The 24,996-nt window shown below is 71.6% G+C and carries 25 protein-coding genes and 1 pseudogene; 10 read left to right on the top strand and 16 right to left on the bottom strand.

The genetic code is table 11. From position 1 onward, the window contains the following. Nucleotides 1-17: 17 nt before the first annotated feature. A pseudogene (locus tag SPOPO_RS36185) lies at nt 18-365 on the top strand (DUF222 domain-containing protein); the annotation flags it as partial. Nucleotides 366-429: 64 nt separating this feature from the next. Beyond that, the gene (locus SPOPO_RS35965; RefSeq protein ID WP_019877372.1) at nt 430-732 is read left to right on the top strand and encodes a DUF222 domain-containing protein; all 303 of its coding nucleotides are present in this window, start codon (nt 430-432) and stop codon (nt 730-732) included. Between the two features lie 292 nt (nt 733-1,024). Here the strand turns inward: SPOPO_RS35965 and SPOPO_RS0122510 are convergent, their stop codons facing one another. Further along, a complete protein-coding gene (locus SPOPO_RS0122510; RefSeq protein WP_051098424.1) occupies nt 1,025-1,849 on the bottom strand; it encodes an enoyl-CoA hydratase/isomerase family protein in 825 nt (274 codons plus the stop codon). A 156-nt stretch (nt 1,850-2,005) separates the two neighbouring features. Between SPOPO_RS0122510 and SPOPO_RS0122515 the strand changes: the two genes are divergently transcribed. Then, the gene (locus SPOPO_RS0122515) at nt 2,006-2,449 is read left to right on the top strand and encodes a hypothetical protein (RefSeq protein WP_019877374.1); all 444 of its coding nucleotides are present in this window, start codon (nt 2,006-2,008) and stop codon (nt 2,447-2,449) included. Between the two features lie 79 nt (nt 2,450-2,528). On the opposite strand, the gene SPOPO_RS0122520 is transcribed toward SPOPO_RS0122515, so the two are convergent. Beyond that, nucleotides 2,529-2,744 (bottom strand): helix-turn-helix domain-containing protein, encoded by a 216-nt coding sequence (locus SPOPO_RS0122520; RefSeq protein WP_019877375.1) that lies wholly within the window; start codon nt 2,742-2,744, stop codon nt 2,529-2,531. Nucleotides 2,745-2,936: 192 nt separating this feature from the next. Then, nucleotides 2,937-4,535 (bottom strand): ABC-F family ATP-binding cassette domain-containing protein, encoded by a 1,599-nt coding sequence (locus tag SPOPO_RS0122525; protein ID WP_019877376.1) that lies wholly within the window; start codon nt 4,533-4,535, stop codon nt 2,937-2,939. 94 nt (nt 4,536-4,629) lie between these two features. On the opposite strand from SPOPO_RS0122525, the gene SPOPO_RS0122530 reads away from it, so the two are divergent. From SPOPO_RS0122530 to SPOPO_RS0122545, 4 genes are read left to right on the top strand one after another with little or no spacing between them, the layout of a single operon-like run. Further along, entirely contained in the window at nt 4,630-5,559 is a 930-nt protein-coding gene (locus SPOPO_RS0122530; protein ID WP_019877377.1) for a branched-chain amino acid ABC transporter permease, read from the top strand. After that, nucleotides 5,556-7,562, top strand: coding sequence for a branched-chain amino acid ABC transporter ATP-binding protein/permease (locus tag SPOPO_RS0122535; RefSeq protein ID WP_019877381.1), 2,007 nt, complete (start codon nt 5,556-5,558; stop codon nt 7,560-7,562). Before SPOPO_RS0122530 ends, SPOPO_RS0122535 begins: the two co-directional genes overlap by 4 nt. Continuing rightward, on the top strand, nt 7,555-8,250 hold the full coding sequence (locus SPOPO_RS31175) for an ABC transporter ATP-binding protein (RefSeq protein ID WP_019877383.1): 696 nt from the start codon (nt 7,555-7,557) through the stop codon (nt 8,248-8,250). The genes SPOPO_RS0122535 and SPOPO_RS31175 overlap by 8 nt, the downstream gene beginning before the upstream one ends. A 9-nt stretch (nt 8,251-8,259) precedes the next feature. Continuing rightward, nucleotides 8,260-9,219, top strand: a complete 960-nt coding sequence (locus SPOPO_RS0122545) for a M28 family metallopeptidase (protein ID WP_019877384.1) — start codon at nt 8,260-8,262, stop codon at nt 9,217-9,219. Here SPOPO_RS0122545 and SPOPO_RS0122550 read toward each other — a convergent pair. The 9 genes from SPOPO_RS0122550 to SPOPO_RS0122590 form a co-directional block, all read right to left on the bottom strand. Next, entirely contained in the window at nt 9,206-10,318 is a 1,113-nt protein-coding gene (locus tag SPOPO_RS0122550) for a CapA family protein (protein WP_019877386.1), read from the bottom strand. The two genes, SPOPO_RS0122545 and SPOPO_RS0122550, sit on opposite strands and share 14 nt — an antisense overlap. Nucleotides 10,319-10,440: 122 nt before the next feature. Then, nucleotides 10,441-11,079: an acVLRF1 family peptidyl-tRNA hydrolase gene (locus SPOPO_RS0122555; protein ID WP_019877387.1), complete on the bottom strand. Its 639-nt coding sequence runs from the start codon at nt 11,077-11,079 to the stop codon at nt 10,441-10,443. A 3-nt stretch (nt 11,080-11,082) separates the two neighbouring features. Then, a complete protein-coding gene (locus SPOPO_RS0122560) occupies nt 11,083-11,403 on the bottom strand; it encodes a metal-sulfur cluster assembly factor (protein WP_019877388.1) in 321 nt (106 codons plus the stop codon). After that, nucleotides 11,400-11,876 carry a Fe-S cluster assembly sulfur transfer protein SufU gene (sufU, locus tag SPOPO_RS0122565; RefSeq protein ID WP_019877390.1) on the bottom strand — a complete coding sequence of 159 codons (477 nt, stop codon included), beginning with the start codon at nt 11,874-11,876 and terminating at the stop codon, nt 11,400-11,402. Before sufU ends, SPOPO_RS0122560 begins: the two co-directional genes overlap by 4 nt. 13 nt (nt 11,877-11,889) lie before the next feature. Continuing rightward, a complete protein-coding gene (locus tag SPOPO_RS0122570; RefSeq protein ID WP_019877391.1) occupies nt 11,890-13,155 on the bottom strand; it encodes a cysteine desulfurase in 1,266 nt (421 codons plus the stop codon). Between the two features lie 2 nt (nt 13,156-13,157). Further along, the gene (gene sufC / locus SPOPO_RS0122575; RefSeq protein WP_019877392.1) at nt 13,158-13,919 is read right to left on the bottom strand and encodes a Fe-S cluster assembly ATPase SufC; all 762 of its coding nucleotides are present in this window, start codon (nt 13,917-13,919) and stop codon (nt 13,158-13,160) included. A 78-nt stretch (nt 13,920-13,997) separates the two neighbouring features. Continuing rightward, complete coding sequence (gene sufD, locus SPOPO_RS31180) at nt 13,998-15,098, bottom strand: Fe-S cluster assembly protein SufD (RefSeq protein WP_245541741.1); 1,101 nt, start codon at nt 15,096-15,098, stop codon at nt 13,998-14,000. Next, nucleotides 15,098-16,507, bottom strand: a complete 1,410-nt coding sequence (sufB, locus tag SPOPO_RS0122585; protein ID WP_019877394.1) for a Fe-S cluster assembly protein SufB — start codon at nt 16,505-16,507, stop codon at nt 15,098-15,100. Before sufB ends, sufD begins: the two co-directional genes overlap by 1 nt. Next, entirely contained in the window at nt 16,504-17,232 is a 729-nt protein-coding gene (locus tag SPOPO_RS0122590; protein ID WP_019877395.1) for a helix-turn-helix transcriptional regulator, read from the bottom strand. The genes sufB and SPOPO_RS0122590 overlap by 4 nt, the downstream gene beginning before the upstream one ends. A 138-nt stretch (nt 17,233-17,370) precedes the next feature. On the opposite strand from SPOPO_RS0122590, the gene SPOPO_RS0122595 reads away from it, so the two are divergent. Beyond that, nucleotides 17,371-18,288, top strand: coding sequence for an ABC transporter ATP-binding protein (locus SPOPO_RS0122595; RefSeq protein ID WP_019877396.1), 918 nt, complete (start codon nt 17,371-17,373; stop codon nt 18,286-18,288). Continuing rightward, complete coding sequence (locus tag SPOPO_RS0122600; protein WP_019877397.1) at nt 18,285-19,046, top strand: ABC transporter permease; 762 nt, start codon at nt 18,285-18,287, stop codon at nt 19,044-19,046. The genes SPOPO_RS0122595 and SPOPO_RS0122600 overlap by 4 nt, the downstream gene beginning before the upstream one ends. Nucleotides 19,047-19,267: 221 nt before the next feature. Here SPOPO_RS0122600 and SPOPO_RS0122605 read toward each other — a convergent pair whose 3' ends face one another. From SPOPO_RS0122605 to SPOPO_RS0122620, 4 genes are all read right to left on the bottom strand, one after another. Beyond that, complete coding sequence (locus SPOPO_RS0122605) at nt 19,268-20,167, bottom strand: type IV toxin-antitoxin system AbiEi family antitoxin (protein ID WP_019877398.1); 900 nt, start codon at nt 20,165-20,167, stop codon at nt 19,268-19,270. A gap of 1 nt (nt 20,168) precedes the next feature. Further along, nucleotides 20,169-20,348 carry a hypothetical protein gene (locus tag SPOPO_RS34550; RefSeq protein ID WP_156870151.1) on the bottom strand — a complete coding sequence of 60 codons (180 nt, stop codon included), beginning with the start codon at nt 20,346-20,348 and terminating at the stop codon, nt 20,169-20,171. A 110-nt stretch (nt 20,349-20,458) separates the two neighbouring features. Continuing rightward, on the bottom strand, nt 20,459-21,421 hold the full coding sequence (locus tag SPOPO_RS0122615; protein WP_019877401.1) for a COX15/CtaA family protein: 963 nt from the start codon (nt 21,419-21,421) through the stop codon (nt 20,459-20,461). 246 nt (nt 21,422-21,667) lie between these two features. After that, nucleotides 21,668-22,648: a heme o synthase gene (locus SPOPO_RS0122620; RefSeq protein ID WP_084671454.1), complete on the bottom strand. Its 981-nt coding sequence runs from the start codon at nt 22,646-22,648 to the stop codon at nt 21,668-21,670. Nucleotides 22,649-22,868: 220 nt separating this feature from the next. Between SPOPO_RS0122620 and tkt the strand changes: the two genes are divergently transcribed. Then, nucleotides 22,869-24,956: a transketolase gene (tkt, locus tag SPOPO_RS0122625; protein ID WP_019877403.1), complete on the top strand. Its 2,088-nt coding sequence runs from the start codon at nt 22,869-22,871 to the stop codon at nt 24,954-24,956. The last annotated feature ends 40 nt before the right edge of the window (nt 24,957-24,996 follow it).

Consider the following 24,996-nt stretch of genomic DNA (forward strand, 5'->3'; position numbering starts at 1 on the left):
AAGGGCTCGGGGTGCGGATGATCCGCGAACTCGACACCCGCGGCGTTCCCGCCACGACGGGCGCCCCCTCGCTGCGCGCGTTCGTCTCCGGCGCCCTGCGGCTCTCACCCCGCGAAGCGGGGCGGCTCACCCGTCTGGCCGCAACCCTGGGCCAGGACTGCTCGGCCACCGCCACCGCGCTGGCCGACGGGGCGGTGAACTTCGAACAAGCCGGCGCGATCGCCAAGGTCGTGCGCGGCCTGCCCTCGATCGCGACCGCCGAGCAGCGCACCTGGGCCGAGGAGTTCCTGCTCGAGCAGGCCAAGGTGCTCAACGCCGAGGACCTGGGCCTGCTCTCCAAGCGCATCGACGACGCCATCGACCCCGACGGCAACCTCCCCCGGGACAAGGTCGCCGCCGAACGCCGGGCCGCGAACATCCGCAACCACCATGACCGCGCAGAGACCGACCGTAACCACACACCCAGCATGGCAAGGGGACGGCACCCAGACCCTGACCTGGCGCGACACCGACGAGGTCATCGCCGAACTCAAGGCCGCGATGACCGCCCTGGACGCACCCCGCCCCGACGAGAACGGCGACCCCGACCCGCGCACCCCGCAGATCCGCCGCGCCGACGCCATGCGCGAGATCGTCCACCAAGCCGTCCGCCACGGCGCCATGCCCACCGCCCACGGCGAACGGCCCCGCGTGGTCATCACCGCCACCGCCGAGACTCTGCGCAACGGCTGATGACCGCCGAGGGCGCCCCGCTCAAACTCGGCCGCCGCCGCCGCACCATCTCCCCCGCGCAATGGATCGCGATCTGCGTCCGCGACACCGGCTGCGTCTTCCCCGGCTGCACCCGCCCCGCGGCCTACTGCGAAGGCCACCACCTCCAACACTGGGGCGAGCACGGCTTCACCGACGAGGACAACCTCGCCCTGCTCTGCCGCTGGCACCACGACCTCATCCACCAGCCGCACCCCCGTCCGCAACACCTACTGGGACGTCCTACGGCTCTGACGGCGATCAGTGCGGGGAATCAGGCGCCGCTGATCCGATTCGCCATGCCCCGGAGCAACGAGACCTGGGTCTCACGCTCGGCGCGGGCCTGCTCGTGGACGTCGCGCCGGTCGGCGGCGAGGAGGAGTTCCTTCACCTTGACCCCCGGCGCGGGGACGGTGGCGAGCAGCGCGGAGACGAGGGCGGCGGTGGCGGTCTCCAGGTCGGCGACCGGGACGACCTGCTGGGCGATGCCGAGTCGGCCGGCCTCATCGGCGTCGATCCAGCGGGAGGTGGCGCAGATCTCCAGGGCGCGGGAGTAACCGACGCGGTCGACCAGCGGCTTGGTGCCGGTGAGGTCGGGGACCAGGCCGAGCGCGTTCTCCTTCATGCAGAACTTGGCGTCGTCGGCGGCGACCATGAGGTCGGCGGAGAGCGCGAGCTGGAACCCGCCGCCGACGGCCGCGCCCTGGACCGACGCGATGGTGATCCAGCGCGGGTCGCGCATCCAGAGGAAGCCCTGCTGCCAGATGCCGACCTGGTCGGCGATGCCCTGGTCGTCGAGCGGGGTCATGATCGACCCCATCGACCCCTCACCGGGAACGCCCTCGGGGCTCGCGAGACGCAGGTCCAGGCCGGCGCAGAACGTCGGGCCGTCGCCGCGGATCACGACGACGCGGACGCCCGCGGGCAGCAGCTCCGGCACCGCGGCGAGGGCGAGCCACATCGTCGGGGTCATCGCGTTGCGCCGGTCGGCGCGGTCGAGGACGACCGTCGCGACGGCCCCGTCCACCTCCAGGCGGATCCCGCCGGCGGCGAGGGCGTCGGACTGCACCGGGTTCCCGGCGGACGTAGCAGAGGTCATGGCCGAACCCTACTGAGACACGCGCGGCTCTTTGACCGATGGCTGCTGGTCCGAAGGGCCCGAATCCGCTCTGGGTGGGAACGCAGACCGGCGACCCGGGCTCGAAGCGCTCAGGAGCCCCGCACCGGGGCACACCAACGAGCAGACGGGGGAACCTTGAGCACCGAGCAGCACACGCAGAACGCGCAGAACTCGTCCGGCGCCATCCAGTTGTCGGTCCTGAACCGTCAGCAGCAGATCGCGGCGGGCAGCATGGTGGTCGTCGCGATCGCGGCGTTCCTGCCCTGGGTCTCGGTGTTCGGCCTGAGCGTGGCCGGCATCGAGGGCGACGGGAAGCTGACGCTCCTCGCCGCACTCGCCGGGCTGGCCGCCCTGGCGTTCGGCACCGACGTGATCGGGCGGCGCAAGCTTCCGCAGCCCGCCTACGTCGCCGTCTCCGGCATCGCGGGCGCGATCGTGGCGATCGTCGCGATCGCCGACCTGAACGAGTTCGCCGCGTTCGGGCTCTACCTCACGCTGTTCGGCGGGGTGGCCTGGGCCGCCGCGCTCGGGTGGGAGTTCCTCGCGGGTCGCAAGGCCGCTGCGGCCGACGCCGCCTGAGGTCCCGCAGAACGAACGTGAGCCGGCTGGGGCGCTCTCGCGCTCCAGCCGGCTCAGTCCGTTCGGAGAAGTCTCGGCGTCAGGCCTTGACCTTGCCCCGGGTGGCGCCGCCGCGGCCGCGGAGGGTCACACCCGACTCCGTCAGCATGCGGTGGACGAACCCGTAGGAACGTCCGGTCTCCTCGGCGAGGGAGCGGATGCTCCGCCCCTGGCCGTACTTCTTCTTCAGGTCCGCGGCAAGACGCTCTCGCGCGGTGCCGGTGACCCGGCTGCCCTTCCGCAGGGTTTCGGCCACGTGGTGCCTCCGATCGAACTGTCGCTCAAACGCGAACCGGTCTCTGACCCCGAGACCTGCATGATCGGCGGGAAAGTGGGTGTCGTTGAGGGCGTTCGGCGAAAGTGATGACGCCTGCTACATGACGATCTGGCAGATGTCATGACCGATCGGAACGAATCGGGCAGAACCCCGGAAAATCCGGAAAAGCGATCACGCAAGCGCCACAAGATCCGCATACTCGTCGCCCCAGAGGTCCTCGATGCCGTCCGGCAGGAGGATGAGCTTCTCCGGGTTCAGGGCCTGCACCGCACCCTCGTCGTGGGAGACCAGGACGATCGCCCCGGCGTAGCGCCGCAGGGCGGCGAGAATCTCCTCGCGGCTGGCGGGGTCCAGGTTGTTCGTCGGCTCGTCGAGCAGCAGGACGTTCGCGCTGGAGACCACCAGCGCCGCCAGCGCGAGCCGCGTCTTCTCCCCGCCCGAGAGGACGCCCGCGGGCTTCTCGACGTCGTCGCCGCTGAACAGGAACGAGCCGAGCAGCTTGCGCAGGTCGGTCTCGGACATGTCGGGCGACGCGGACTGGATGTTCTCCAGCACCGTTCGCTCCGGGTCGAGCGTCTCGTGCTCCTGGGCGTAGTACCCGATCTTCAGCCCGTGCCCGGGCACGATCTCACCCGTGTCGGGTTGCTCGACGCCGGCCATCATGCGGAGCAGCGTCGTCTTGCCGGCGCCGTTGAGGCCGAGGATGACGACCCGCGCGCCGCGGTCCACGGCGAGGTCGACGTCGGTGAAGACCTCCAGGCTGCCGTAGGACTTCGACAGCCCGGTCGCCATCAGCGGGGTCTTGCCGCAGGGCGCGGGCTCCGGGAAGCGGATCTTGGCGACCTTGTCGGCCTGGCGCGGGCCCTCCAGGTTGGCGACGAGTGACTCGGCCCGCCGCAGCATGTTCTGCGCCGCGACCGCCTTGGTCGCCTTGGCGCGCATCTTGTTCGCCTGCGCGGTGAGCTCGGCCGCCTTCTTCTCGGCGTTCGCGCGCTCGCGGTGCCGCCGCCGCTCGTCGGTCTCCCGCTGCTGCAGGTACGCCTTCCACCCGACGTTGTAGACGTCGAGCGCGCAGCGGTTCGCGTCGAGGTGGAAGACCTTGTTGACGCACTGCTCGACCAGCGCGACGTCGTGGCTGATCACGATCAGCCCGCCCGGGAACGACTTGAGGTAGTCCCGCAGCCAGACGACCGAGTCGACGTCGAGGTGATTCGTCGGCTCGTCGAGCAGCAGCGTCTCCGCGCCGGAGAACAGGATCCGTGCCAGTTCGACGCGGCGGCGCTGACCGCCCGAGAGCGTGTGCAGCGGCTGACCGAGGACGCGCTCGGGCAGCCCGAGACTGGCGGCGAACGAGGCGGCCTCGGACTCGGCCGCGTAGCCGCCCTTCGCGACGAACTCGGCCTCCAGGCGGGAGTACCGGCGCATCGCCTTCTCGTGCGTCTCCGGGTCCGCGCTGGCCATCTGGCCCTCGGTCTCGCGCATCCTCATGACGATCTCGTCGAGACCGCGCGCGGACAGGATCCGGTTGCGGGCGAGCACGTCGAGGTCGCCGGTGCGCGGGTCCTGGGGCAGGTAGCCGATGTCGCCGGAGCGGGTCACCGCACCGGCGGCGGGCTGGCCCTCCCCCGCGAGCACCTTCGTCAGCGTCGTCTTGCCGGCGCCGTTGCGGCCCACCAGGCCGACGCGGTCGCCGGGGCCCACACGGAACGTCGCAGCGCCGAGCAGGAGCCGCGCCCCCACCCGCAGCTCAAGTCCGGTCGCGGTGATCATGCCTTGACGGATTCTAGGCGGCGCCGATTTTCTAGGCTGACGCTGCCCGCGCCCAATCCAGTCCCGGGGATGGCCGCGTAGGGAAGGCGTACGCATGCTCGGAATCGATCCGAACCCGGACCTGTTCGGTCCGGCGCTCGTGATCGGCCTGGCCAACGCCGGAATCTTCAGCGTCCTCGCTATCGCGCTGGTGCTCACCTACCGCATCAGCCGCACGATCGGGTTCGTCCACTACGGCATCGCCGTCGTCGGCGCGTACGGGTACTACCACTTCACCGTCGAGTACACGATGCCCGGCGCGGTCGCCCTGGTCGTGCTTCTGGGCATCGGCGCCGGGGTCGGCGCCGCCTACGGCCTGGTGATGATGAACTCACGCATCGCGTTCCTGCCGCCGCTGACGCTCTCGACGGTCTCGATCGCCGCGATGCTGATCATCGGCGCGATCGCGACCGAGAACTTCCCCGTCGCACCCGACGTCGCGATCAGCGCGAGCCCGTTCGGCGAGAGCAGCTTCCGCGTCTGGGGCTTCAACGTCACCGCGCACCGGTTCGCCTGCCTCGTGATCAGCCTGATCCTCGTCGGGCTCGTCTCGCTCTACCTCAACCACACCCGCGCCGGGGTCAACGTCCGCGCGATCAGTGACGACGTCGAGGCCGCGCGGTGGTCGGGGATCCGGCTGTACCGGATCGGCGTCGGGTCCTACGCCGCCGCCGGCGCGATGTCCGCGCTCGCGGGAGCGCTGCTCGCCCCGCTCGCGGGCACCGACCTGTCCGCGATCCTGCTCGTCTTCTTCCGCGCGCTGACCGTCGCCGTCGTCGGGGCGTTCAGCAGCCCGGGGCTCGCGCTGTTCGGCGCGATCGTGCTCTCGACCATCGACTCCTTCGCGAGCACCTCAGCGCTCGGGGAGATCAACCCCGCGACCCGCGAGGGCATGATCTTCGCCGCGATGGTGATCACCGCACTCGCCGTCGCCGCCTGGCGGAGCCGGTCCTCGCCCCGCAGCGTCTGGGCGGTGCGGACATGACCGCGGCCGTGCGCACAGACCTCGACGCGCCCAGCCGCCGGGCCCGGCCGCTGCTGTCGTTGCTGCGGCAGCCGCTGAACCTCGTCGGCGCGGCCGTCGCGATCGGCTGGATCTTCTTCGCCCCCGACTACCGCGTCTTCACCGTGACGACGGGCCTCGTGATCGGCGTCCTCGCGCTCGGCCTGATGGTGATGGTCGGCTGGGGACGCGAGATCAACCTCGCCGCGGCCGGCGTCTACGCGACCTCGCTGTACCTGGGCTCGTGGGTCTACCGCCCGGGACCGAACGGGTGGGGCCATCCCCTCGTGATCGCGATCGTCGTCTCGGTCGCAATCGGGATCGTTCTGATGGTCGCGGTCGCGCTGTTCAGCGTCCGGCTCTCCGGCGTCTACGTCATGGTGTTCACGCTCGGCGTGCAGATCCTCGTCGAGCGCATCGTGTTCACGCAGTACCGGCTGACCGGCGGCGACCAGGGCCTGACGACGCCGAGCCCGCACATCTTCGGCTACGAGGTCTCCAGCCACGACGACCGCGCGTTCTACCTGTTCATACTCTCCGTCGTCGCGCTCGTGCTCGCGTTCCTGCAACGGCTGCGGCACTCGCCGCACGGTCGGGCGATCCTGCTGATGGGCGCGGACCAGCAGGCGGCCGTCGCGGTCGGGGTGCGTCCGCTGCGGACGCGGGCGCTGGCGTTCGCGGTGTGCGGCGCGCTCGGCGGCCTCGCCGGGATCCTGGCTGCGACGCTCTACGGCAGCACGCCGGGAACGGTGAACTACACCGCGACGACGTCGCTGCTGTGGCTCTCGATCGCGATCCTCGGCGGGTTCGACTCGATGGTCGGCGTGCTCGCGGTCGCCGTCGCGTTCCAGTACATCCCGTTCCAGCTCGAGAAGCTGCACATCAACTACCAGCTGCTGGCGGGCATCTCGCTGCTCGCGGGCGTGCTGTGCGGCTCACGTGGACTGGGCGGGCGGATGCAGGACGTGTATCGGCGGTTGCGGTTCGGGCCGGCAGCGCAGCGCCGGGCCCGGCGTCCGTCGTCGTTCACCGCGGGAGCCGAGGTTCTGGCCCGCGCCGACGGACTCACCGAACTGCGCGAGATCGGGCCGAGCGACGAGGTCCGGCAACGCTCGCTGGAGACCCTCGACCGCTGGTTCCCACCGCGCCGCCCGGAACCGATCGCCCTGACGGCCGAGGACGTCGCCGTCGCGTTCGGCGGCGTCCGGGCGCTGCGCGGCGCGAGCATCGAGGTGCCGACGGGTTCGTTCACCGGCCTGATCGGCCCGAACGGCGCGGGCAAGACGACGCTGTTCGACGTCGTCTCCGGGCTGACCCGGCCGGACACCGGCGTCGTGCGCATCTTCGGCGAGGACGTGACGCGCCTGCGACCGTGGGAGCGCGCCGGGCTCGGGATGACGCGCACCTTCCAGACGACGCGCATCGTCAAGGAACTCTCGGTCGCGGACAACCTGCTCGCGGGTGCGGGGCTGCGGATCTCGGGCAACCTGCCGCAGTTCGTCGCCGGGATGCCCGCGCAGTGGCGGCAGGTCCGGGCGGCCGAGGAGGCGGCCTGGGCGATCGCGTGCCTGCTCGACATCGAGCGCTACTGGGACGAGCGGGTGGGCGAGGTGGAGTTCTCCGCCCGGCGGCGGACCGAACTCGGCCGCGCCCTGCTCTCCGGCCCGCAGATCCTCCTGCTCGACGAACCGACCTCCGGCCTCGACCCCGCGTCCTCCGGCGCGCTGATCGGCCTGGTGCGGCGACTGCAGGCCGACCTCGGGCTGACCGTTCTGCTGGTGGAGCACTACGTCAAGGCCGTGTTCGAGAGCTGCGACCTCGTCTACGTTCTGGCGGAGGGTCAGATCTTGGCGCACGGCGACCCGGAGCACGTCGTGGCCGACCCCGGCGTGCAGGAGCGCTACCTCGGCGCCGGACACGACGCGGCAGCGATCCCGTGGCGCAAGCGTGTCGCGGGCGAGCAGGCGGGGGTGGGCCGTGACTGAGCGCGCCGAGCCCCGCCTGAGCCTGCGCGGCCTGCGCTCCGGCTACGACCGGGTGCCGGTCGTCTTCGACGTCGGCCTGGACGTGAACCCGGGCGAGATCGTCATCCTCGTCGGCGGCAACGGAGCCGGGAAGTCGACGCTGCTCCAGACCGTGATGGGAACCGTCGCGGTGCTCGGCGGGGACGTCCGCTACGACGGTCGGTCGATCGCGCGGTGGCCGGTGGCCCGCCGCACCCGGGCGGGGATCAGCTACTCCCCCGAGGGCCGCCGCGTGTTCCCGACCCTGACGGTGCGTGAGAACCTCGACGCCGGGGCCTCACACGTCCCGACCCGCCGGCTGCCTGAGCGGCGCGCCGAGGTGTTCTCTTACTTCCCGACACTCGCCGATCGCTCTGCCCAGATCGCCGGCACGCTCTCCGGCGGCGAGCAGCAGATGCTCGCGATCGGCCGCGCGCTGATGACCGACCCGGCGCTGATCCTCGTCGAGGAACCGTCCCAGGGCCTGGCGCCGGTCATCGTCGACCGCGTGTACGCGACGCTGCAGAAGATCTGCCTCGACCGCGGAACCTCGGTCGTCATCGCCGAGCAGTTCCAGCAGCTGCGCGCCCACGACTGCGACCGCGTCTTCGTCATCGACAAGGGCGAGGTGCGGCCGTACACCGCGGCCCCGGCGGCCGAACCGACCTAGTCTGGGCGGATGCGAGCCTCCGGCGCTCTCGCTCCGCTCGCCGCGGCGGCGCTCCTCGTCGCCTGCTCGGGCGACGCCGAACGCACCCCGTCGCCGGCCCCCAACCCGCCACCGGTCAGCGGGGCGGAGGTGACGCCGACACCGTCCCCCGTGCCTCCGCCGGAGTTCGACGCCGCGTCCGCGGAGCGCACCGTGCGCGACCTGGCCGGCAGGATCGGGCCGCGGGAGGCGACGAGCGCGGCGTTCCGGCGGGCAGCCGCGCAGGTCGCCGACCGCCTCCGGGCGATGGGGTACACCGTCACCATGCCCGAGTTCCGCGTCCCGGCCGGGAACTCCTGGGGCGTCGACGTTCCCGCCGGGACGACGCGCAACGTCGTCGCCACTCCCCCGGACCTCGCGCCCGACGCCGAGCACGTCGTCGTCGGTGCCCACCTCGACACCGTGCCCCAGGCACCGGGGGCGGAGGACAATGCCTCCGGCGTCGCGGTGCTGCTCGAGCTCGCGCGGATGGCCGCCGCGGCACCGGACGCACTGCGCAGGCCGGTCGTCTTCGTCGCCTTCGGCGCCGAGGAGCCCCGCGGACCCGGCGACGACCGGCACCACTACGGATCTCGCGAGTACGTCGCGGACCTGACGGAGGCTCAGCGCGAAACGATCACCGGAATGGTCTCGCTCGACCGCGTCGGGGTCGGCACGGTGGTGCCGGTGTGCAACGGCGGGGCCGGCACTCCCGCGGTGGCCCGGGAGCTGCGGTCGGCGGCACGCGCCGCGGGTGTCCCCGTCCGCGACTGCGGGTCCAACCGCTCCAGCGACCACTGGTCGTTCGAGAAGGCTCGGATCCCCGCCGCCCGCCTCGGATCGACGCCGTACGCCGGGTACCACTCCGCGCAGGACCGGCCGGCCGTCGTGGCCCGGGCGCAGCTCGACCGCGTCGGGCGTCTGATGTGGGCCTGGCTCACCGGGGACTGACCGAGCCCGGACCCCAGATCCGACGCAGGATCGCCCGCCCCTGGTCCGAGCTGCGGTCCAGGACGCGCGGGGCGAAGTCTGCCCCGATCCGGTACGGCACGAAGGTGGTCCGGTCGACCGTGGCGTCGCCGTCGAGCGCCCGCAGCGTGACCTCGAGGATCACTCCTTGCTGGGTCGGGACCGAGAAGTCCATGTCGAAGACGAAGTTGCCGAGCGAGTACGCGACGAAGCTCGACCCGATGCGTTCGGCCGCCTGCACCACGTGGGGGTGGCTCCCGACGACGAGGTCCGCCCCGGCGGCCACCAGCGCGCGGGCCACCCGCCGCTGGTCGCGCACCGGGACGTGCGTGTACTGCTCGCCCCAGTGCGGGAGTACGAGGACGGCGTCGGTCCTCGCGTCGAGGTCGCGGATCGCGTCGGTCATCGCGCGCAGGTCCGTCTCGCTCAGGTCGCCGAGCCGCGGCTGCATCGCCAGGGTCACGGCGCCGGGACGGCGCTCCCCCACCCGCGGGGTCTCACCGATCGCGTTGAAGGCCAGCACCCCGACCCGCAGTCCGTTCGCCTCCAGCACCACGGGCTCGCGGGCGTCCGCCGCGTCGGCGCCCGCGCCCACCGTGGCGAACCCCGCCGCGCGCAGCCGGCGCACCGTGTCGACGAGCGAGCGCGCCCCGAAGTCCCCGACGTGGTTGTTCGCCAGCGACAGCAGGTCGAACCCCGCGAGCTCCAGCCCGTCCAGCACGGCGGGGTCCGCGCTGAACGAGTCCTCGCCCTGCGTGGGCCGGCCCAGCCGCGACAGCGTCGACTCGAACGTGCCGATCGTGAGGTCCGCCCCCGCCAGCCGCGTCGCGGTCGGCCGCAACGGCCCCGCGGGGTCGTCCCGGATCGCGGCCCCGACCCGCCGCCCGAGCATGACGTCCCCGACGATCGCGAGCCGCGCCTCCCGCACCGTGGTCCCGGCCGGCGTCGCACTCGCGCCTGGCACCGTCGCGGTCGCCGCCGGCGCGGGCAGCGTTCCCGTCCCCTCGTCGCTGCAGGCGCCGACGCTCCCCAGGACCCCCGCAGCCAGGAGAACCGCCACCACCGCGACCGGCGCGCGCATACCTCGACCCTAAGCGCCCCTGCACTGGAGATGACATCTCCAACGAGATCGCCGATTCCAGTGGAGATGACATCTCCAACGAGATCGCCGATTTCCCGTGGAGATGTCATCTCCAGGTGGGCTCAGGCGGGGTCGGTGAGGTGGATCGTCACCGCGCGGAAGCGGGCGGGCGTGGAGCGGAGGACGTCGAGGCGGGGGTCGGGGACGGGAAGGAACCGCGGCTCGACGGGGACGTCCCGCAGCGGCGCGAGGGCCCGGTCGGCGAGGACGCGGTCGACGGCCTTGCGCTCCCCGCCCAGGACGAGGGCGTCGAGGTCGCCGGCGACCGGGACGAGGATCCGCGCCGCGGTCTCGGCGGCGGCGTCGAGGGCCTGGTCGGCCTGGTTGGCCCGGCGCCGGGCGAAGCGCTGCTGGGACCAGCCACCGGCCGCGGTGCGGCCCTGGACGTGCCGGGACCCGACCTTGGACTCCGTCAGCGCCGGGCCGACGAAGACGCCGGCCGCGAACCCGCCGAGCCGGACGAGCAGCACACCCACCCTCCGCTCGGCGACCGCGTGCGCCGCGAGCGCCGCCACGGGGTCACCGGCCGGGGCCCAGAGACGGAGGAACGGCGGCACGCACTCAGCGACCGTCCCGTTGCCGCCGACCGCGCGCACGCCGTCCGTCGTCGCCGAAACCTCCGTCAGACCGTCGTTCCGGTCGGCGAAGTTGGCGAACCACCGTGGGATGCGCTCCGCCTCGACCTCGACGGATCGCACCACGACCTAGACGTTGAACCCGAGTGCGCGGAGCTGCTCGCGGCCGTCGTCGGTGATCTTGTCGGGGCCCCACGGGGGCATCCAGACCCAGTTGATGCGGAAGTCCGCGACGAGGCCCTCGAGGGCGGCGCGGGTCTGGTCCTCGATCACGTCGGTCAGCGGGCAGGCCGCGGACGTCAGGGTCATGTCGATGGTCGCGATGTTCGACTCGTCGACGCTGACCCCGTAGACGAGGCCGAGGTCGACGACGTTGATGCCGAGCTCCGGGTCGACGACGTCGCGCAGGGCCTCGGTCAGGTCGTCCTCGGTCGGTGCGCTGGTGGTCATGTCGTAGCTCCGTTCGCGAGCGATTGTGCCGTTTCAGTGCTTGTCTTTCCGACGGCTTGCGCCGTCGCGTCCTTCCAGGCCATCCAGGAAAGCAACGCGCACTTGATGCGGGCGGGGTACTTCGAAACTCCGGCGAAGGCGACCGCGTCCTCGAGGACGTCCTCGTCCGGGGTGGCCTGACCCTTGGACTGCATGAGGGCCAGGAACTCCTCGTGCACGGCCATGGCCTCGTCGAGGGTCTTGCCGATGAGCAGCTCGGTCAGCACCGAGGCCGAGGCCTGGCTGATCGAGCAGCCGAGGCTGTCGTACGAGACGTCGGCGACCTTCCCGTCGACCATGTGCACCCGCAGCGTCACCTCGTCGCCGCACGTCGGGTTGACGTGGTGCACCTCGGCCTCGAACGGGTCCCGCAACCCCTTGTGCCGGGGGTTGCGGTAGTGGTCGAGGATGATCTCCTGGTAGAGCGCGTCCACATCACTCACGGCCTCACGCTCCCCTCGAGAAGAAGGCCTTCACGGCGTCCAACCCCTCGACGAGGGCATCAATTTCCTCGGGCTTCGTGTAGAGGTAGAACGAGGCGCGGGTCGACGCGGTGACGCCGAACCGGGCGTGGACCGGACGGGCGCAGTGGTGGCCGCCGCGGACAGCGACGCCGCGCGAGTCGAGCACCTGCCCGACGTCATGCGGGTGAATGTCACCGAGCTCGAAGCTGATGGCCCCGCCACGGTCGACGTTCTCGGTCGGGCCGAGGATGCGCAGCCCGTCCACCTGCTTCAGTGCGTCGAGCGCGTACCCGGTGAGCGCGTGCTCGTGGGCGCGGATCGCCTCCATGCCGATCGCCGACAGGTAGTCCAGCGCGACACCGAGCCCGACGGCCTGCACGATCGGCGGGGTTCCGGCCTCGAAGCGGTGCGGCGCCGGCGCGTAGGTCGAGCCCTCCATGCGGACGATCTCGATCATCTCGCCGCCGCCGAGGAACGGCGGGAGCTGGTTGAGCAGTTCCGGCTTCGCGACCAGCACGCCGATGCCCGTCGGACCGCACAGCTTGTGCCCGGTGAACGCGACGAAGTCGGCCCCGAGCGCGGTGAGGTCCACCGGCATCTGCGTCACGGACTGGGAGGCGTCGACGACGACCAGCGCGCCGACCTCGTGCGCCCGCCGCGTGATCTCCTCGACGGGGTTGACCGTGCCGAGCGCGTTCGACACCCACACGACCGAGACGACCTTGGTCCGCTCGGTGATCAGGTCGTCGATGTTCGACAGGTCGAGCCGGCCCTCGTCCGTGATGCCGAACCACCGCAGCGTCGCGCCGGTCCGCTCGCACGCGAGCTGCCACGGCACGATGTTGGAGTGGTGCTCCATCTCGGTGATGACGACCTCGTCACCGGGACCGAACCCGTACGGATCGCCCGCGTTCGCGAGGACGTTCGCCACCAGGTTGAGCGCCTCGGAGGCGTTCTTGGTGAAGATGACGCCGTCGCGGCTGGGCGCGTTCACGAACGCCGCGACCTTGTCGCGGGCGCCCTCGAACGCGGCCGTCGCCTCCTCCCCGAGCTGGTGCGCCGCGCGCGCCACGTTGGCGTTGTGCAGCGCGTAGTGCTCGGAGATCGCATCGATCACCGACTGCGGCTTCTGCGACGTGTTCGCCGAGTCCAGGTAGACCAGCGGACGGTCGTCCGCGAGGCGCCGCTCCAGGATCGGGAAGTCGGCCCGGATCTTCTCCAGGTCGAGCAGCCCCGCCAGCTGAGCCACCGTCAGGCTCCGGCCTTAGCGAGGAAGCGCTCGTAGCCCTCGGCCTCGAGCTGCTCGGCGAGCTCCGGGCCACCCTCCTCGACGAACCGGCCGCCGACGAAGACGTGGACGAAGTCCGGCGAGATGTAGCGCAGGATCCGGGTGTAGTGCGTGATCAGCAGCAGACCCTTGTCGCCGCCGGAGCGGAACCGGTTCACGCCCTCCGACACGACCTTGAGCGCGTCGATGTCGAGACCGGAGTCGGTCTCGTCGAGGATCGCGACCTTCGGGTTCAGCAGCTCCAGCTGCAGCGTCTCGTGGCGCTTCTTCTCACCACCGGAGAAGCCCTCGTTGACGTTGCGCTCGGCGAAGGACGGGTCCATCGCGAGCGCGTCCATGGCGCCCTTGACGTCCTTGACCCACGTGCGCAGCTTGGGGGCCTCGCCGTCGATCGCGGTCTTCGCGGTGCGGAGGAAGTTCGAGACGCTCACGCCCGGAACCTCGACCGGGTACTGCATCGCGAGGAAGAGCCCGGCGCGGGCGCGCTCGTCGACGCTCATCGCGAGGACGTCCTCGCCGTCGAGCGTGATGGTGCCGCTCGTCACCTGGTACTTCGGGTGCCCCGCGATCGTGTAGGCCAACGTCGACTTGCCCGACCCGTTGGGGCCCATCACGGCGTGGGTCTCGCCCGCGTTGATCGTCAGGGTGACCCCCTTGAGGATCTCCTTGACGCCCTCAGGCGTCTCGACCGAGACGTGAAGGTCCTTGATAGCCAGGGTGCTCATATCTTTGAAGCTCTTCTCTGATGGGCGATCAGTTGCGGTTGTCTTCGGGGGGTCGTCGGGGGGCGGAGCCCCCGACTGTCAGTTAAGGGTCTTGGCGAGCTCGGCGTCGATCTTCTGCAGCAGCCGGGTCTGGACGATCGGGACCCCGATCCGGCCGATGATCTCGCCGAAGAAGCCGCGGACGACCATGCGGCGGGCCTCGTCCTCGCGGATGCCGCGCGACTGCAGGTAGAACAGCTGCTCGTCGTCGAAGCGACCGGTGGCGCTGGCGTGACCCGCGCCGGCGACCTCGCCGGTGTAGATCTCCAGGTTCGGGACGGAGTCCGCAGAGGCTCCGTCCGTCAGCAGCAGGTTGCGGTTGAGCTCGTACGTGTCGGTCCCGGTCGCCTCGGCGCCGATGATGACGTCGCCGATCCAGACCGTGTGCGCCTTGTCGCCCTGCAGCGCGCCCTTGTAGGCGACGTTGCTGCGGCAGTTCGGCACCGTGTGGTCGATCCGCAGCCGGTGCTCGAGGTGCTGGCCGGCGTCGGCGAAGTACAGGCCGAGCATCTCGGCGTCGCCGCCCTGGGCCGTGTAGTGCACCTGTGGGTAGAGGCGAACCAGGTTCCCGCCGAACGTGACCGCGATGGCCTTGACCTTTGCGTCGCGGCCGAGCGAGATCCGCTGGTGCGCGAGGTGCACGGCGTCGTCGGCCCAGTCCTGCACGCTGACCAGCGTCAGGTTCGCGCTGTCGCCGACGTGCACCTCGACGGTGCCGGCGTACGTGGCCGAACCCAGGTGGTCGAGCACGACCGTCGCGACCGCGAACGGCTTGACGTCGATGACGATGTGCCCGAAAGCGGCGCCGTCGGCGTCCTCACCGCGGACGGTGATGACCGTCGGAGCCGGCTCCAGTTCCTGAGGCACCGTCACGACCGTGGCCGTCTGGATCGCGGTGAACGCCGCCTCCGCGACCCGGTCGGTGGGGGCGCCGACCTTTCCGACCCGCGGGTCGTCGCGACCCACGGTCTCGACGGTCACGCCCTCACCGGCGTCGACGGACACGACAACCTTGCCGTCGCCCTTCGCGGTCCCGTCGTGCAGACCGCGCAGGCGACGCATCGGGGTGAAGCGCCACTCCTCCTCGCGACCGGTCGGTACCGGGTGGGAAAAAGAATCGGGCAGAACAGGGGTGGTCACTAACCCACAGCCCCTTCCATCTGGAGCTCGATCAGGCGGTTCAGCTCGAGGGCGTACTCCATCGGAAGCTCTCGGGCGATGGGCTCGACGAAGCCGCGGACGATCATCGCCATGGCCTCGTCCTCGGACAGGCCGCGGCTCATCAGGTAGAACAGCTGGTCCTCGGACACCTTGGAGACCGTCGCCTCGTGGCCGAGCGCCACGTCGTCCTCGCGGACGTCGACGTACGGGTACGTGTCGGACCGGCTGATCGTGTCGACGAGCAGCGCGTCGCAACGCACGGTGGACTTGCTGTGGTGTGCGCCCTCCTGGACCTTGATCAGCCCGCGGTAGGAGGTGCGGCCGCCGCCGCGCGCGACCGACTTGGAGACGATCGAGCTCGACGTGTGCGGCGCGGCGTGGACCATCTTGGCGCCTGCGTCCTGATGCTGGCCCTCGCCCGCGAACGCGATCGAGAGAACCTCACCCTTGGCGTGCTCACCGGTCATCACGACGCCGGGGTACTTCATCGTGACCTTGGAGCCGATGTTGCCGTCGACCCACTCCATGGTCGCGCCCTCCTGGGCCATGGCGCGCTTGGTGACCAGGTTGTAGACGTTGTTCGACCAGTTCTGGATCGTCGTGTAGCGGCAGCGGCCGCCCTTCTTCACGATGATCTCGACGACGGCGGAGTGCAGCGAGTCCGACGAGTAGATCGGCGCGGTGCAGCCCTCGACGTAGTGCACGTAGGCGTCCTCGTCGACGATGATCAGCGTCCGCTCGAACTGACCCATGTTCTCGGTGTTGATCCGGAAGTAGGCCTGCAGCGGGATGTCGACATGCACGCCCTTCGGCACGTAGATGAACGAGCCACCGGACCAGACCGCGGTGTTCAGCGCGGAGAACTTGTTGTCTCCGGCCGGGATGACCTTGCCGAAGTACTCCTGGAAGAGCTCCGGGTGCTCCCGCAGGCCCGTGTCGGTGTCGAGGAAGATGACGCCCTGCTCCTCGAGGTCCTCACGGATCTGGTGGTACACGACCTCGGACTCGTACTGCGCGGCGACGCCGGCGACGAGGCGCTGCTTCTCGGCCTCGGGGATGCCCAGACGGTCGTAGGTGTTCTTGATGTCGTCGGGCAGCTCGTCCCAGGACGTGGCCTGCTTCTCCGTCGACCGGACGAAGTACTTGATGTTGTCGAAGTCGATGCCCGACAGGTCGGACCCCCACGTCGGCATCGGCTTCTTCTCGAAGAGCTTCAGCCCCTTGAGGCGGAGGTCGAGCATCCACTCGGGCTCGCTCTTCTTGGCCGAGATGTCGCGGACGACGTCCTCGCTCAGGCCCCGGCGGGCGCTCGCGCCGGCGACGTCCGGGTCGGCCCAGCCGAAGTCGTATCGGCCGATGCCTTCAAGTGCGTCGGCGGTGCTGGTCATGAGGTGGTCCTTCCGGTGGTTGCGACCGTTGGTACGTAGGTGGTGCACACGCCGTCGCCGTGGGCGATGGTGGCGAGACGTTGCACATGCGTGCCGAGCAGGCGGGCGAATGCCTGGGTCTCGGCCTCGCACAACTGGGGGAACTGCTCGGCCACATGGGCGACCGGACAGTGGTGCTGGCAGACCTGCTCGCCGAGCGCACCGCCCGGGGCGGGCCTGATGCTCGCGGCGTAGCCGTCCGCCGAGAGGGCCTCGGCGAGGACGGCCGGCCGGTCGGCCGGGTCCGCCTGCTCGACGACCCGGCGGTACCGCTCCTCGAGCTCCGCGACCCGGCGGGCCGCGAACTGCTCGACGGCGTGCACGCCCGCGGTCTCGGCCAGGAAACGCAGCGCGCTCGCGGCGAGGTCGTCGTAGGCCTGGACGAAGTGGTGCCGGCCCGCGTCGGTGACGACGAAGACCTTTGCCGGGCGACCGCGGCCCCGGTGAGCGTGCCCGCGCGGCTCGGCCTCCTCGATGACCCCGTCGGCGAGCAGCGCGTCGAGGTGACGGCGCACGGCGGCGGGCGTGAGTTCGAGCTGAGCGGCCAGGTCGGCGGCGGTCGAGCGTCCGTTCTCCAGGATCGCGCGCGCGACCTTCTCGCGCGTCCCGGCGGTGACGTCCTCGACCGGCCCGAGGTCGCGTGCGGGCGCCTCGGTCACGGAGTTGGGGTCACGGACGGTTTTCACAACGCCGATGTTACCTAATTCGGCGGGGAGGCCCAACCAAAAGGGACAACTTCACCACAGAATGGTTGGGTAGGCAAGGCTTGCCTAACCTGGATCACCCGCACGGGTGACCTCCACCCCCTCCCTACACTGACCGCCGTGTCCGGGCCCGCCATCGCGATCGCCGGCCTGCGCAAGAGCTACGGCGGGCGGGCCGCGGTCGACGGGCTCGACCTGACCGTCGAGCGCGGGGCGATCACCGCCGTTCTCGGCCCGAACGGGGCCGGCAAGACCACGACGCTGGAGATCTGCACCGGCCTGCGGACCGCCGACGCCGGCTCCGTGCAGGTCCTCGGCCTCGACCCCCGACGCGACCGCGCCGCGCTGATGCCCCGCCTGGGCGTGATGCTGCAGGCCGGGGGGATCTACTCCGGCGCGAAGCCGGTCGAGATGCTCCGGCACGTCGCCGCGCTGCACGCGAACCCGCTCGACCCCGAGGAGTTGGTCGAGCTCCTCGGCCTCGACGGCGCGCGCCGCACGACCTACCGGCGGATGTCCGGTGGGGAGAAGCAGCTGCTCGCGCTCGGCCTCGCCCTCGTCGGCCGGCCGGAGCTCGTGTTCCTCGACGAGCCGACCGCCGGGCTCGACCCGCACGCCCGACGCCGGACCTGGGACCTGATCGCCGGGCTGCGCGATGCCGGCGTCACCGTCGTGCTCACCACGCACCTGATGGACGAGGCGGAGTCCCTCGCCGACTGCGTCCACATCGTCGACCAGGGCCGCTTGCTGGCGACCGGGACGCCGGCCGACCTGACGCGGGCCGGCAACGCGCTGACCTTCTCGGCCCCGCCCGGCCTGCCCGTCGCGACGCTGACCGGCGCCCTGCCCGAGGGCACGGAGGCCACCGAGCCGACGCCCGGGCACTACCTGGTCTCGGGCCCGATGGACCCGACGACCCTGGCCGCGGTCACCGCCTGGTGCGCGGACCTCGGCGTCATGCCCGACGGCCTGTCGGTCGAGCGCCGCTCGCTCGAGGACGTGTTCCTTGAGCTGACCGGCCGGGAGCTGCAGGCATGAGCCTCGACCTCTCCCCCGCCCCCGGCGCCGCTTCCCTCGGCCGGATGGTGCGCGCCCAGGCCGCGTTCGAGACCCGCCTGATGCTCCGCAACGGCGAGAACCTGCTGCTGACGGTGATCATCCCGACGCTGCTCCTGATCGTGTTCGCGAGCGCCGACGTCATCGACACCGGCCCCGGCGAGCGCATCGACTTCCTCGCGCCGGGCATCCTCGCCCTCGCGGTGATGTCGACAGCGTTCACCGGGCAGGCCATCGCCACCGGCTTCGAGCGCCGCTACGGCGTGCTCAAACGCCTCGCGGTCTCGCCGCTCCCCCGCTGGGCGTTGCTGACCGGGAAGACGCTCTCGGTGCTGGTCGTCATCGCCCTGCAGCTGGTGCTGCTCACCGTCACCGCCTTCGCCCTCGGCTGGGACCCCGTCGGCTCGGTCGGCATGGTCGTGCCGTTGCTCCTGCTCGGGGCCGCCGCGTTCAGCGGGCTCGGGCTCCTCATGGCCGGCACCCTGCGCGCCGAGGGCACCCTCGCCGCGGCGAACCTGGTCTACCTCGTCCTGCTGCTGTGCGGGGGCATCGTCATCCCCCTCGACAAGTTCGGCGGCGCCGAGGACGTCCTCGAGTTCACCCCCGCCGCCGCCCTCGCGACCGGCCTCCGGGACGTCTTCACCGGCGCCGACCCCACCCCCGGGGCCCCCCTCGCCGTCCTCGCCGTCTGGGCCGCCCTCAGCCTCACCGCCGCCGCCCGCTGGTTCCGCTGGGACTAGCGCCGGCCCGCCCCGCCCCGGCCCCGGCCCCGCCCCGGCCCGGCCCCGGGACGGCCCCGGCCCCGGACGCAACTTCTCCTGCCTGGCGCGCCCATCCCGCGCCCTCGATAGGCGCGCCCCGCCGAAGAAGTCGAACCCCGGGCTCGTCCTCTCCGGCCTGGCGCGCCCATCCCGAGGTCCCGATAGGCGCGCCGCGCCGAAGAAGATGCGACCGCGCGGCCTCAGGAGCACCGGCGGAGCATCGCGGCGACCTGGGCGGCGGTGCGGTCGGCGTACTTGTACACGTCCGCGGCCCCGTAGCGGAGGAGCGGGAAGTTCCCCACGACCAGCAGGCGGTTCTCGCGGACGAGGTCGGCGGCGTGGTGGTCGGGGTCCTGGTGCTGCTCCCCGTCGTACTCCAGGCCGAACGGGACGCGGACGGGGTAACCCATGTCCGGGATGCCGAGGAGCTCACCGTCGGGGCCGTAGATCGGCTCGTTGAGCAGCGGCGGCTCGTCGACGCCGCGGTACACGATCACCAGGCGGAGCCGGGACTCCATCATCGAGCGGGCGCGGGTCCGGGCCAGTTCGAGCGCGGCGCGGACTCTGCGGACGTAGGGCCAGTGCGGCCGTTCGTCGGCGTACCGGTTCAGGCCGTGCTTGGTGACCAGGCCCCGGTAGAGGAAGGCGTCCGCCCAGACCGTGGCCTCCATGCGCGAGGAGCGGGTCATGAGGCCGAAGCAGGTCCGCTCCGGGTTCGTGACCGGGATGCCGTGCCAGGTGCCGATGTCGCCCTCGTCGACGACGAGGCGGCTCGTGCGCACCCCGGCCTCGCGGTACTCGCCGCGATTGGGCAGGGCCAGGTGCAGCGGGACGGTCTCGCCGGGTGGCGGCGTCCAGACTCCGAACAGCCACGCGGCGGTGAGACCCGTCGCCACCGCGTCGGCCGGTGCAGCCAGCCGCAACGCCTCGAAGCGCAGCTCGTCGGTCAGCTCGACCAGGTGATACACGTACACGCTGCGGAAGAGCCGGACCCAGCACTTCGACGCCAGTTGGTGACGCGTCAGGCCGGCGGCGAACGCGGTGTTCTGGTGGAACGGCCCGACCGTCAGCTCCGGCGGGACGAACGGCCGCGGGGGCATGTCACGCGCGCCGGGGCGGCGCAGCGGTGCGGCGGCGCCGGGTCAGCCGGTACGGCTCGAGGAGGACGACGTCCGCGTCCGGGCGCTCGGCATCGGCCTCGGCGGCCGCGGCGTCCGACCCCTGCCAGCTGATCACGCCCACGAGAACGTCGGCCTCGCGTCGTTGACGGCGCTGTCCCATTGCGAACCCCCTCTGATGTCGGTGAGGGGAGGAGGCAACAACGGCGCGACGTGGTTACGCGACCGAAGGTTCTGGATCTGTGGATAACTGACGTCGACGGCGCCGCGCGGTCAGGCCGGGACGACCGCCGTCCGGCCTTCGGGCTCGGGGGTCGGGAGGGGCGCCGTGCCGCGGACGCGCATCGCCAGCACGAGCCGGACCGTCGCGATCACGAGGCAACCGGCGCCGAACATGTGCAGCCCGACGAGCACCTCGGGCAGGTCGGTGAAGTACTGCACGTACCCGAGGACGCCCTGCGCCAGTTGGACGGCGAGCATGACCCGCGCGGCGACGACCACCTCGCGGGGTGCGCCGGTGCGGACGAGCAGGACGTTGAGCAGCACGGTGCCCAGCACGAGCGCGAGAACCGTGTCCGCGTGGATCATCGAGAACAGGTGGGTGTCCAGGCCGGTCCGCGGGGCGTCGACGTCGCCGGCGTGCGGGCCGCTTCCGGTCACGATCGTGCCGAGATAGAGCACGACCGCGGTGAGCGCGAGCAGCCCGAGCGCCAGCTGTTGCGCCCGTGGTGAGACCACCCGGACCGGCGGTTCGTCGCCCTCGCCGATGCGGCGGTAGAGCACGGTCGCGAGACCGATGAGGACCATCGACACCAGCAGGTGGCCCATGACGACCCACGGGTTCAGGTCGGTCAGCACCGAGATGCCGCCGATCACCGCCTGTGCCGGGATGCCGACGAACAGCACGACCGCGAGGCGCCGCAGGTCGGTCCGCGCCGGCCGGGAGCGCCAGACGCCGATGAGCGTCGCCAGGGCCACCGCGCCGAGCACATACGTCAGCAGTCGGTTGCCGAACTCGATCTGCTCGTGCAGGCCGAGTTCTCCGGTCGGCACGAACGAGTCCTCGTGGCACCGCGGCCAGGTCGGGCAGCCGAGGCCGGAGCCGGTCAGGCGCACCGCGCCGCCCGTCACGACGATCCCGACGTTCGCGACGATCGACGCCAGCGCCAGGCGCCGCAGGCCCACGGTCCCGGGCCGGAAGCGCTCGGACGCGCGCGCGGCCTGCAGCGGATTCACCACGTCATCGTAGGTCGGGCCTCAGGGCCTCCCGCGCCCCGGACGGCCCTCCCCGGCGAGACCCTCGCCTCATCTTCTCCGGCGGGGCGCGCCTATCAGGGGCCTGGGATAGGCGCGCCAGGCAGGAGAGGACGAGCACCGGGCTCAACTTCTTCGGCGCGGCGCGCCTATCGAGGGCGTGGGATGGGCGCGCCAGGCAGGAGAAGACGCGCACCCAGGCGTGGCCCGGGGGCCGGGGGCGACGGGTTAGAAGAGGACCGCGTCGACGGCGATGACGAGGAACAGCAGGGCGAGGTAGCTGTTCGAGAGGTGGAACAGGCGCATCGGGGAGAGGTGGACGCCGGTGACGCCGCGGCGGACGCGGGCGAGGAGGAGGTGGGACTCGGCGAGGATCACGGCGCCGAAGATCGCGGCGGCGGCGGGGTAGAGCCAACCGGTGTTCGCGACCGGCCACAGGGCCAGGGAGCAGAGCACGGTGGCCCAGGTGTAGATCGTGATCTCGGTGATGACCCGGCGCTCGGTGGCGACGACGGGCAGCATCGGGACCCCGGCGGCGGCGTAGTCCTCCTTGTAGCGCATGGCGAGCGCCCAGAAGTGCGGCGGCGTCCAGAAGAACACCACCAGGAAGAGGATGACCGGCGCCCAGTCGAGGGAGTTGGTGACGGCGGTCCAGCCGATCAGCGGCGGGAAGCAGCCGGCGGCACCGCCCCAGACGATGTTCTGCGACGTACGCCGCTTGAGGAACATCGTGTAGCCGAAGACGTAGAACAGGTTCGCGGCGAGCGCGAGCGCGGCGGAGAGCCAGTTGACGGCGAGGCCGAGCAGCAGCGTCGCCGCGATCCCCAGCACGACGCCGAAGACGAGCGTCTCCCGCGCCGAGACCCCGTGCATCGGGAGCGGACGACGCCGGGTGCGGCGCATCTGCAGGTCGATGTCGCGGTCGAGGTAGCAGTTGAGGACGTTCGCGCTGGCGGCGGCCATCGTCCCGCCGACGAGGGTGGCGAGCACGAGCCAGAGGTCGGGCACTCCCCGCTCGGCGAGGAACATGACCGGCGCCGTCGTCACGAGCAGCAGTTCGATGATGCGCGGCTTCGTCAGGGCGACGTAGGCCCGGACCGTGTCGCCGAAACCGCGCCGGCCGACAGTGACCTGAACCCCGGGAGCGGGGGTGAGATCGACAGTGGTCACTCGTACCTCGGGGGCGGTCGCAAAGGTGGTCACGCCCATGCCGGCTCCGAACGGGCGGCGACGAGCGGCACTCACTGTAACCCCGCGCCTCGGCCCCTCCGGCGCTCGGGTGCCGATTGCTGCGTCACACCGCGCGAAGGGGCTCGGATAGGGTCGGTTCCCGGCCAGTCAACACCGGCGTCAACACACGTGTCGAATGACGTGAGGGTCCCCGGGAAGCGGGGTCAGGTCGGAAACTTCCCGAGAGGAGACCGTCGTAGTGAGCCCGTCGAAGAGCAGTCTCGACCCGGCGTGGTCGGACCTGGACGCGCGCGCGGTGGACACCGCCCGCATCCTCGCGATGGACGCGGTGGAGGCGGCCGGCAACGGCCACCCCGGCACCGCGATGAGCCTCGCCCCCGCGGCGTACCTCACCTATCAGCGGCTGCTGCGCCACGACCCGACCGACCCGAACTGGCTGGGGCGTGACCGCTTCGTCCTCTCCTGCGGGCACTCGAGCCTGACGCAGTACGTGCAGCTCTACCTCTCGGGCTACGGGCTCACGCTCGACGACCTGCGCCACCTGCGCCAGTGGGGTTCGCTGACCCCGGGTCACCCGGAGCACGGCCACACCGCCGGCGTCGAGACGACGACGGGCCCGCTCGGCCAGGGCGTCGCGACCGCGGTCGGCATGGCGATGGCGGGCCGCCGCACGCGCTGCCTGTTCGACCCCGAGGCCCCGCCCGGCGAGAGTGTCTTCGACCACACCGTCTACGTGTTCGCCTCCGACGGCGACATGGAGGAGGGCGTCGCGTCCGAGTCGTCGAGCCTCGCGGGCACCCAGAAGCTCGGCAACCTCGTCGTCCTCTACGACGACAACCAGATCTCGATCGAGGGCGACACCTCCGTCGCGTTCACCGAGGACGTGCTCGCGCGGTACGCCGCCTACGGCTGGCACACGCAGCGGGTCGAGGACGCGAACGACGTCGAGGCTCTCCACGCCGCGTTGACCGCCGCCCGGGACCACCTCGACGCCCCGAGCATCATCGCGATGCGCTCGATCATCGCCTGGCCCGCGCCGAACGCGCAGAACACCGGCAAGTCCCACGGCTCCGCGCTCGGCAAGGACGAGGTCGCCGCGACCAAGGAGGTGCTGGGCTTCGACCCGGCGCAGTCCTTCCAGGTCGACGACGAGGTCCTCGCCCACGCCCGCGGCGTCGTGGACCGCGGCCGCGCCCTGCACGCCGAGTGGGACACCCGCTACCAGGCCTGGCGTGAGGCCCACCCCGAGCGCGCCGCCGAGCTCGACCGCATGCGCGCCCGCCGACTCCCCGAGGGCTGGGCGGCGAAGCTGCCCGAGTTCGGAGTCGGCAAGGCCGTCGCGACCCGCAAGGCCTCCGGCGAGACGCTGAACGCGATCGCCGCCGTGGTCCCCGAGCTCTGGGGCGGCTCGGCCGACCTCGCCGAGTCGAACAACACCTGGATCGAGGGCGAGCCCAGCTTCCTGCCCGTCGGGTCCACCGTGAAGAACGCCGACCCGGCCGGGCGGAACATCCACTTCGGGGTCCGCGAGTTCGCGATGGGCGCGGCGATGAACGGCATCGCGCTCGACGGGACGTTCCGCCCCTACGGCGGCACCTTCCTCGTGTTCTCCGACTACATGCGCGGCGCGGTCCGCCTCGGCGCGCTGATGAAGCAGCCGGTCGTGCACGTCTGGACGCACGACTCGATCGGCCTCGGCGAGGACGGCCCGACGCACCAGCCGATCGAGCATCTGTGGGCGCTGCGCGCGATCCCCGGCCTCGACGTCGTCCGCCCCGGCGACGCGAACGAGACCGTCGCCGCGTGGCGGACGATCCTTGAGAACCCGAACGGCCCGGCCGCGCTGGCGCTGACCCGCCAGAACCTGCCGACCCTCGAGGGCACCTCCGCCGAGGGCGTCGCCCGCGGCGGGTACGTCCTGGCCGAGGCCGGCTCCGGCCTGCCCGACCTGATCCTGATCGCCACCGGGAGCGAGCTGCAGCTCGCCGTCGAGGCGCGCACGGCGCTCGAGGCCGAGGGCGTCCCCACCCGCGTCGTGTCGATGCCGTGCGTCGAGTGGTTTCACGCGCAGGACCAGTCCTACCGCGACACCGTCCTCCCGCCGCGGGTGAACGCCCGCGTCGCCGTCGAGGCCGGCATCGCCCAGGGCTGGTGGCGCTACGTCGGCGACGGCGGCGAGGTCGTGGGCATCGAGCACTACGGCGCCTCCGCCCCCTACGCCACGCTGTTCGAGCAGTTCGGCATCACCGCACCCGCGGTCGTCGCGGCTGCGCACCGCTCACTCGCCCGTACCCGTGGCGAGAAGGGCTCCAAGACCGGCAACTGACCGATCGTCAGACTGCCCGTAGGCAAGGAGAAGGAAGATC

Origin of the sequence: Sporichthya polymorpha DSM 43042, from assembly GCF_000384115.1 — a bacterium.
GTDB classification, from domain to species: Bacteria; Actinomycetota; Actinomycetes; order Sporichthyales; family Sporichthyaceae; genus Sporichthya; species Sporichthya polymorpha.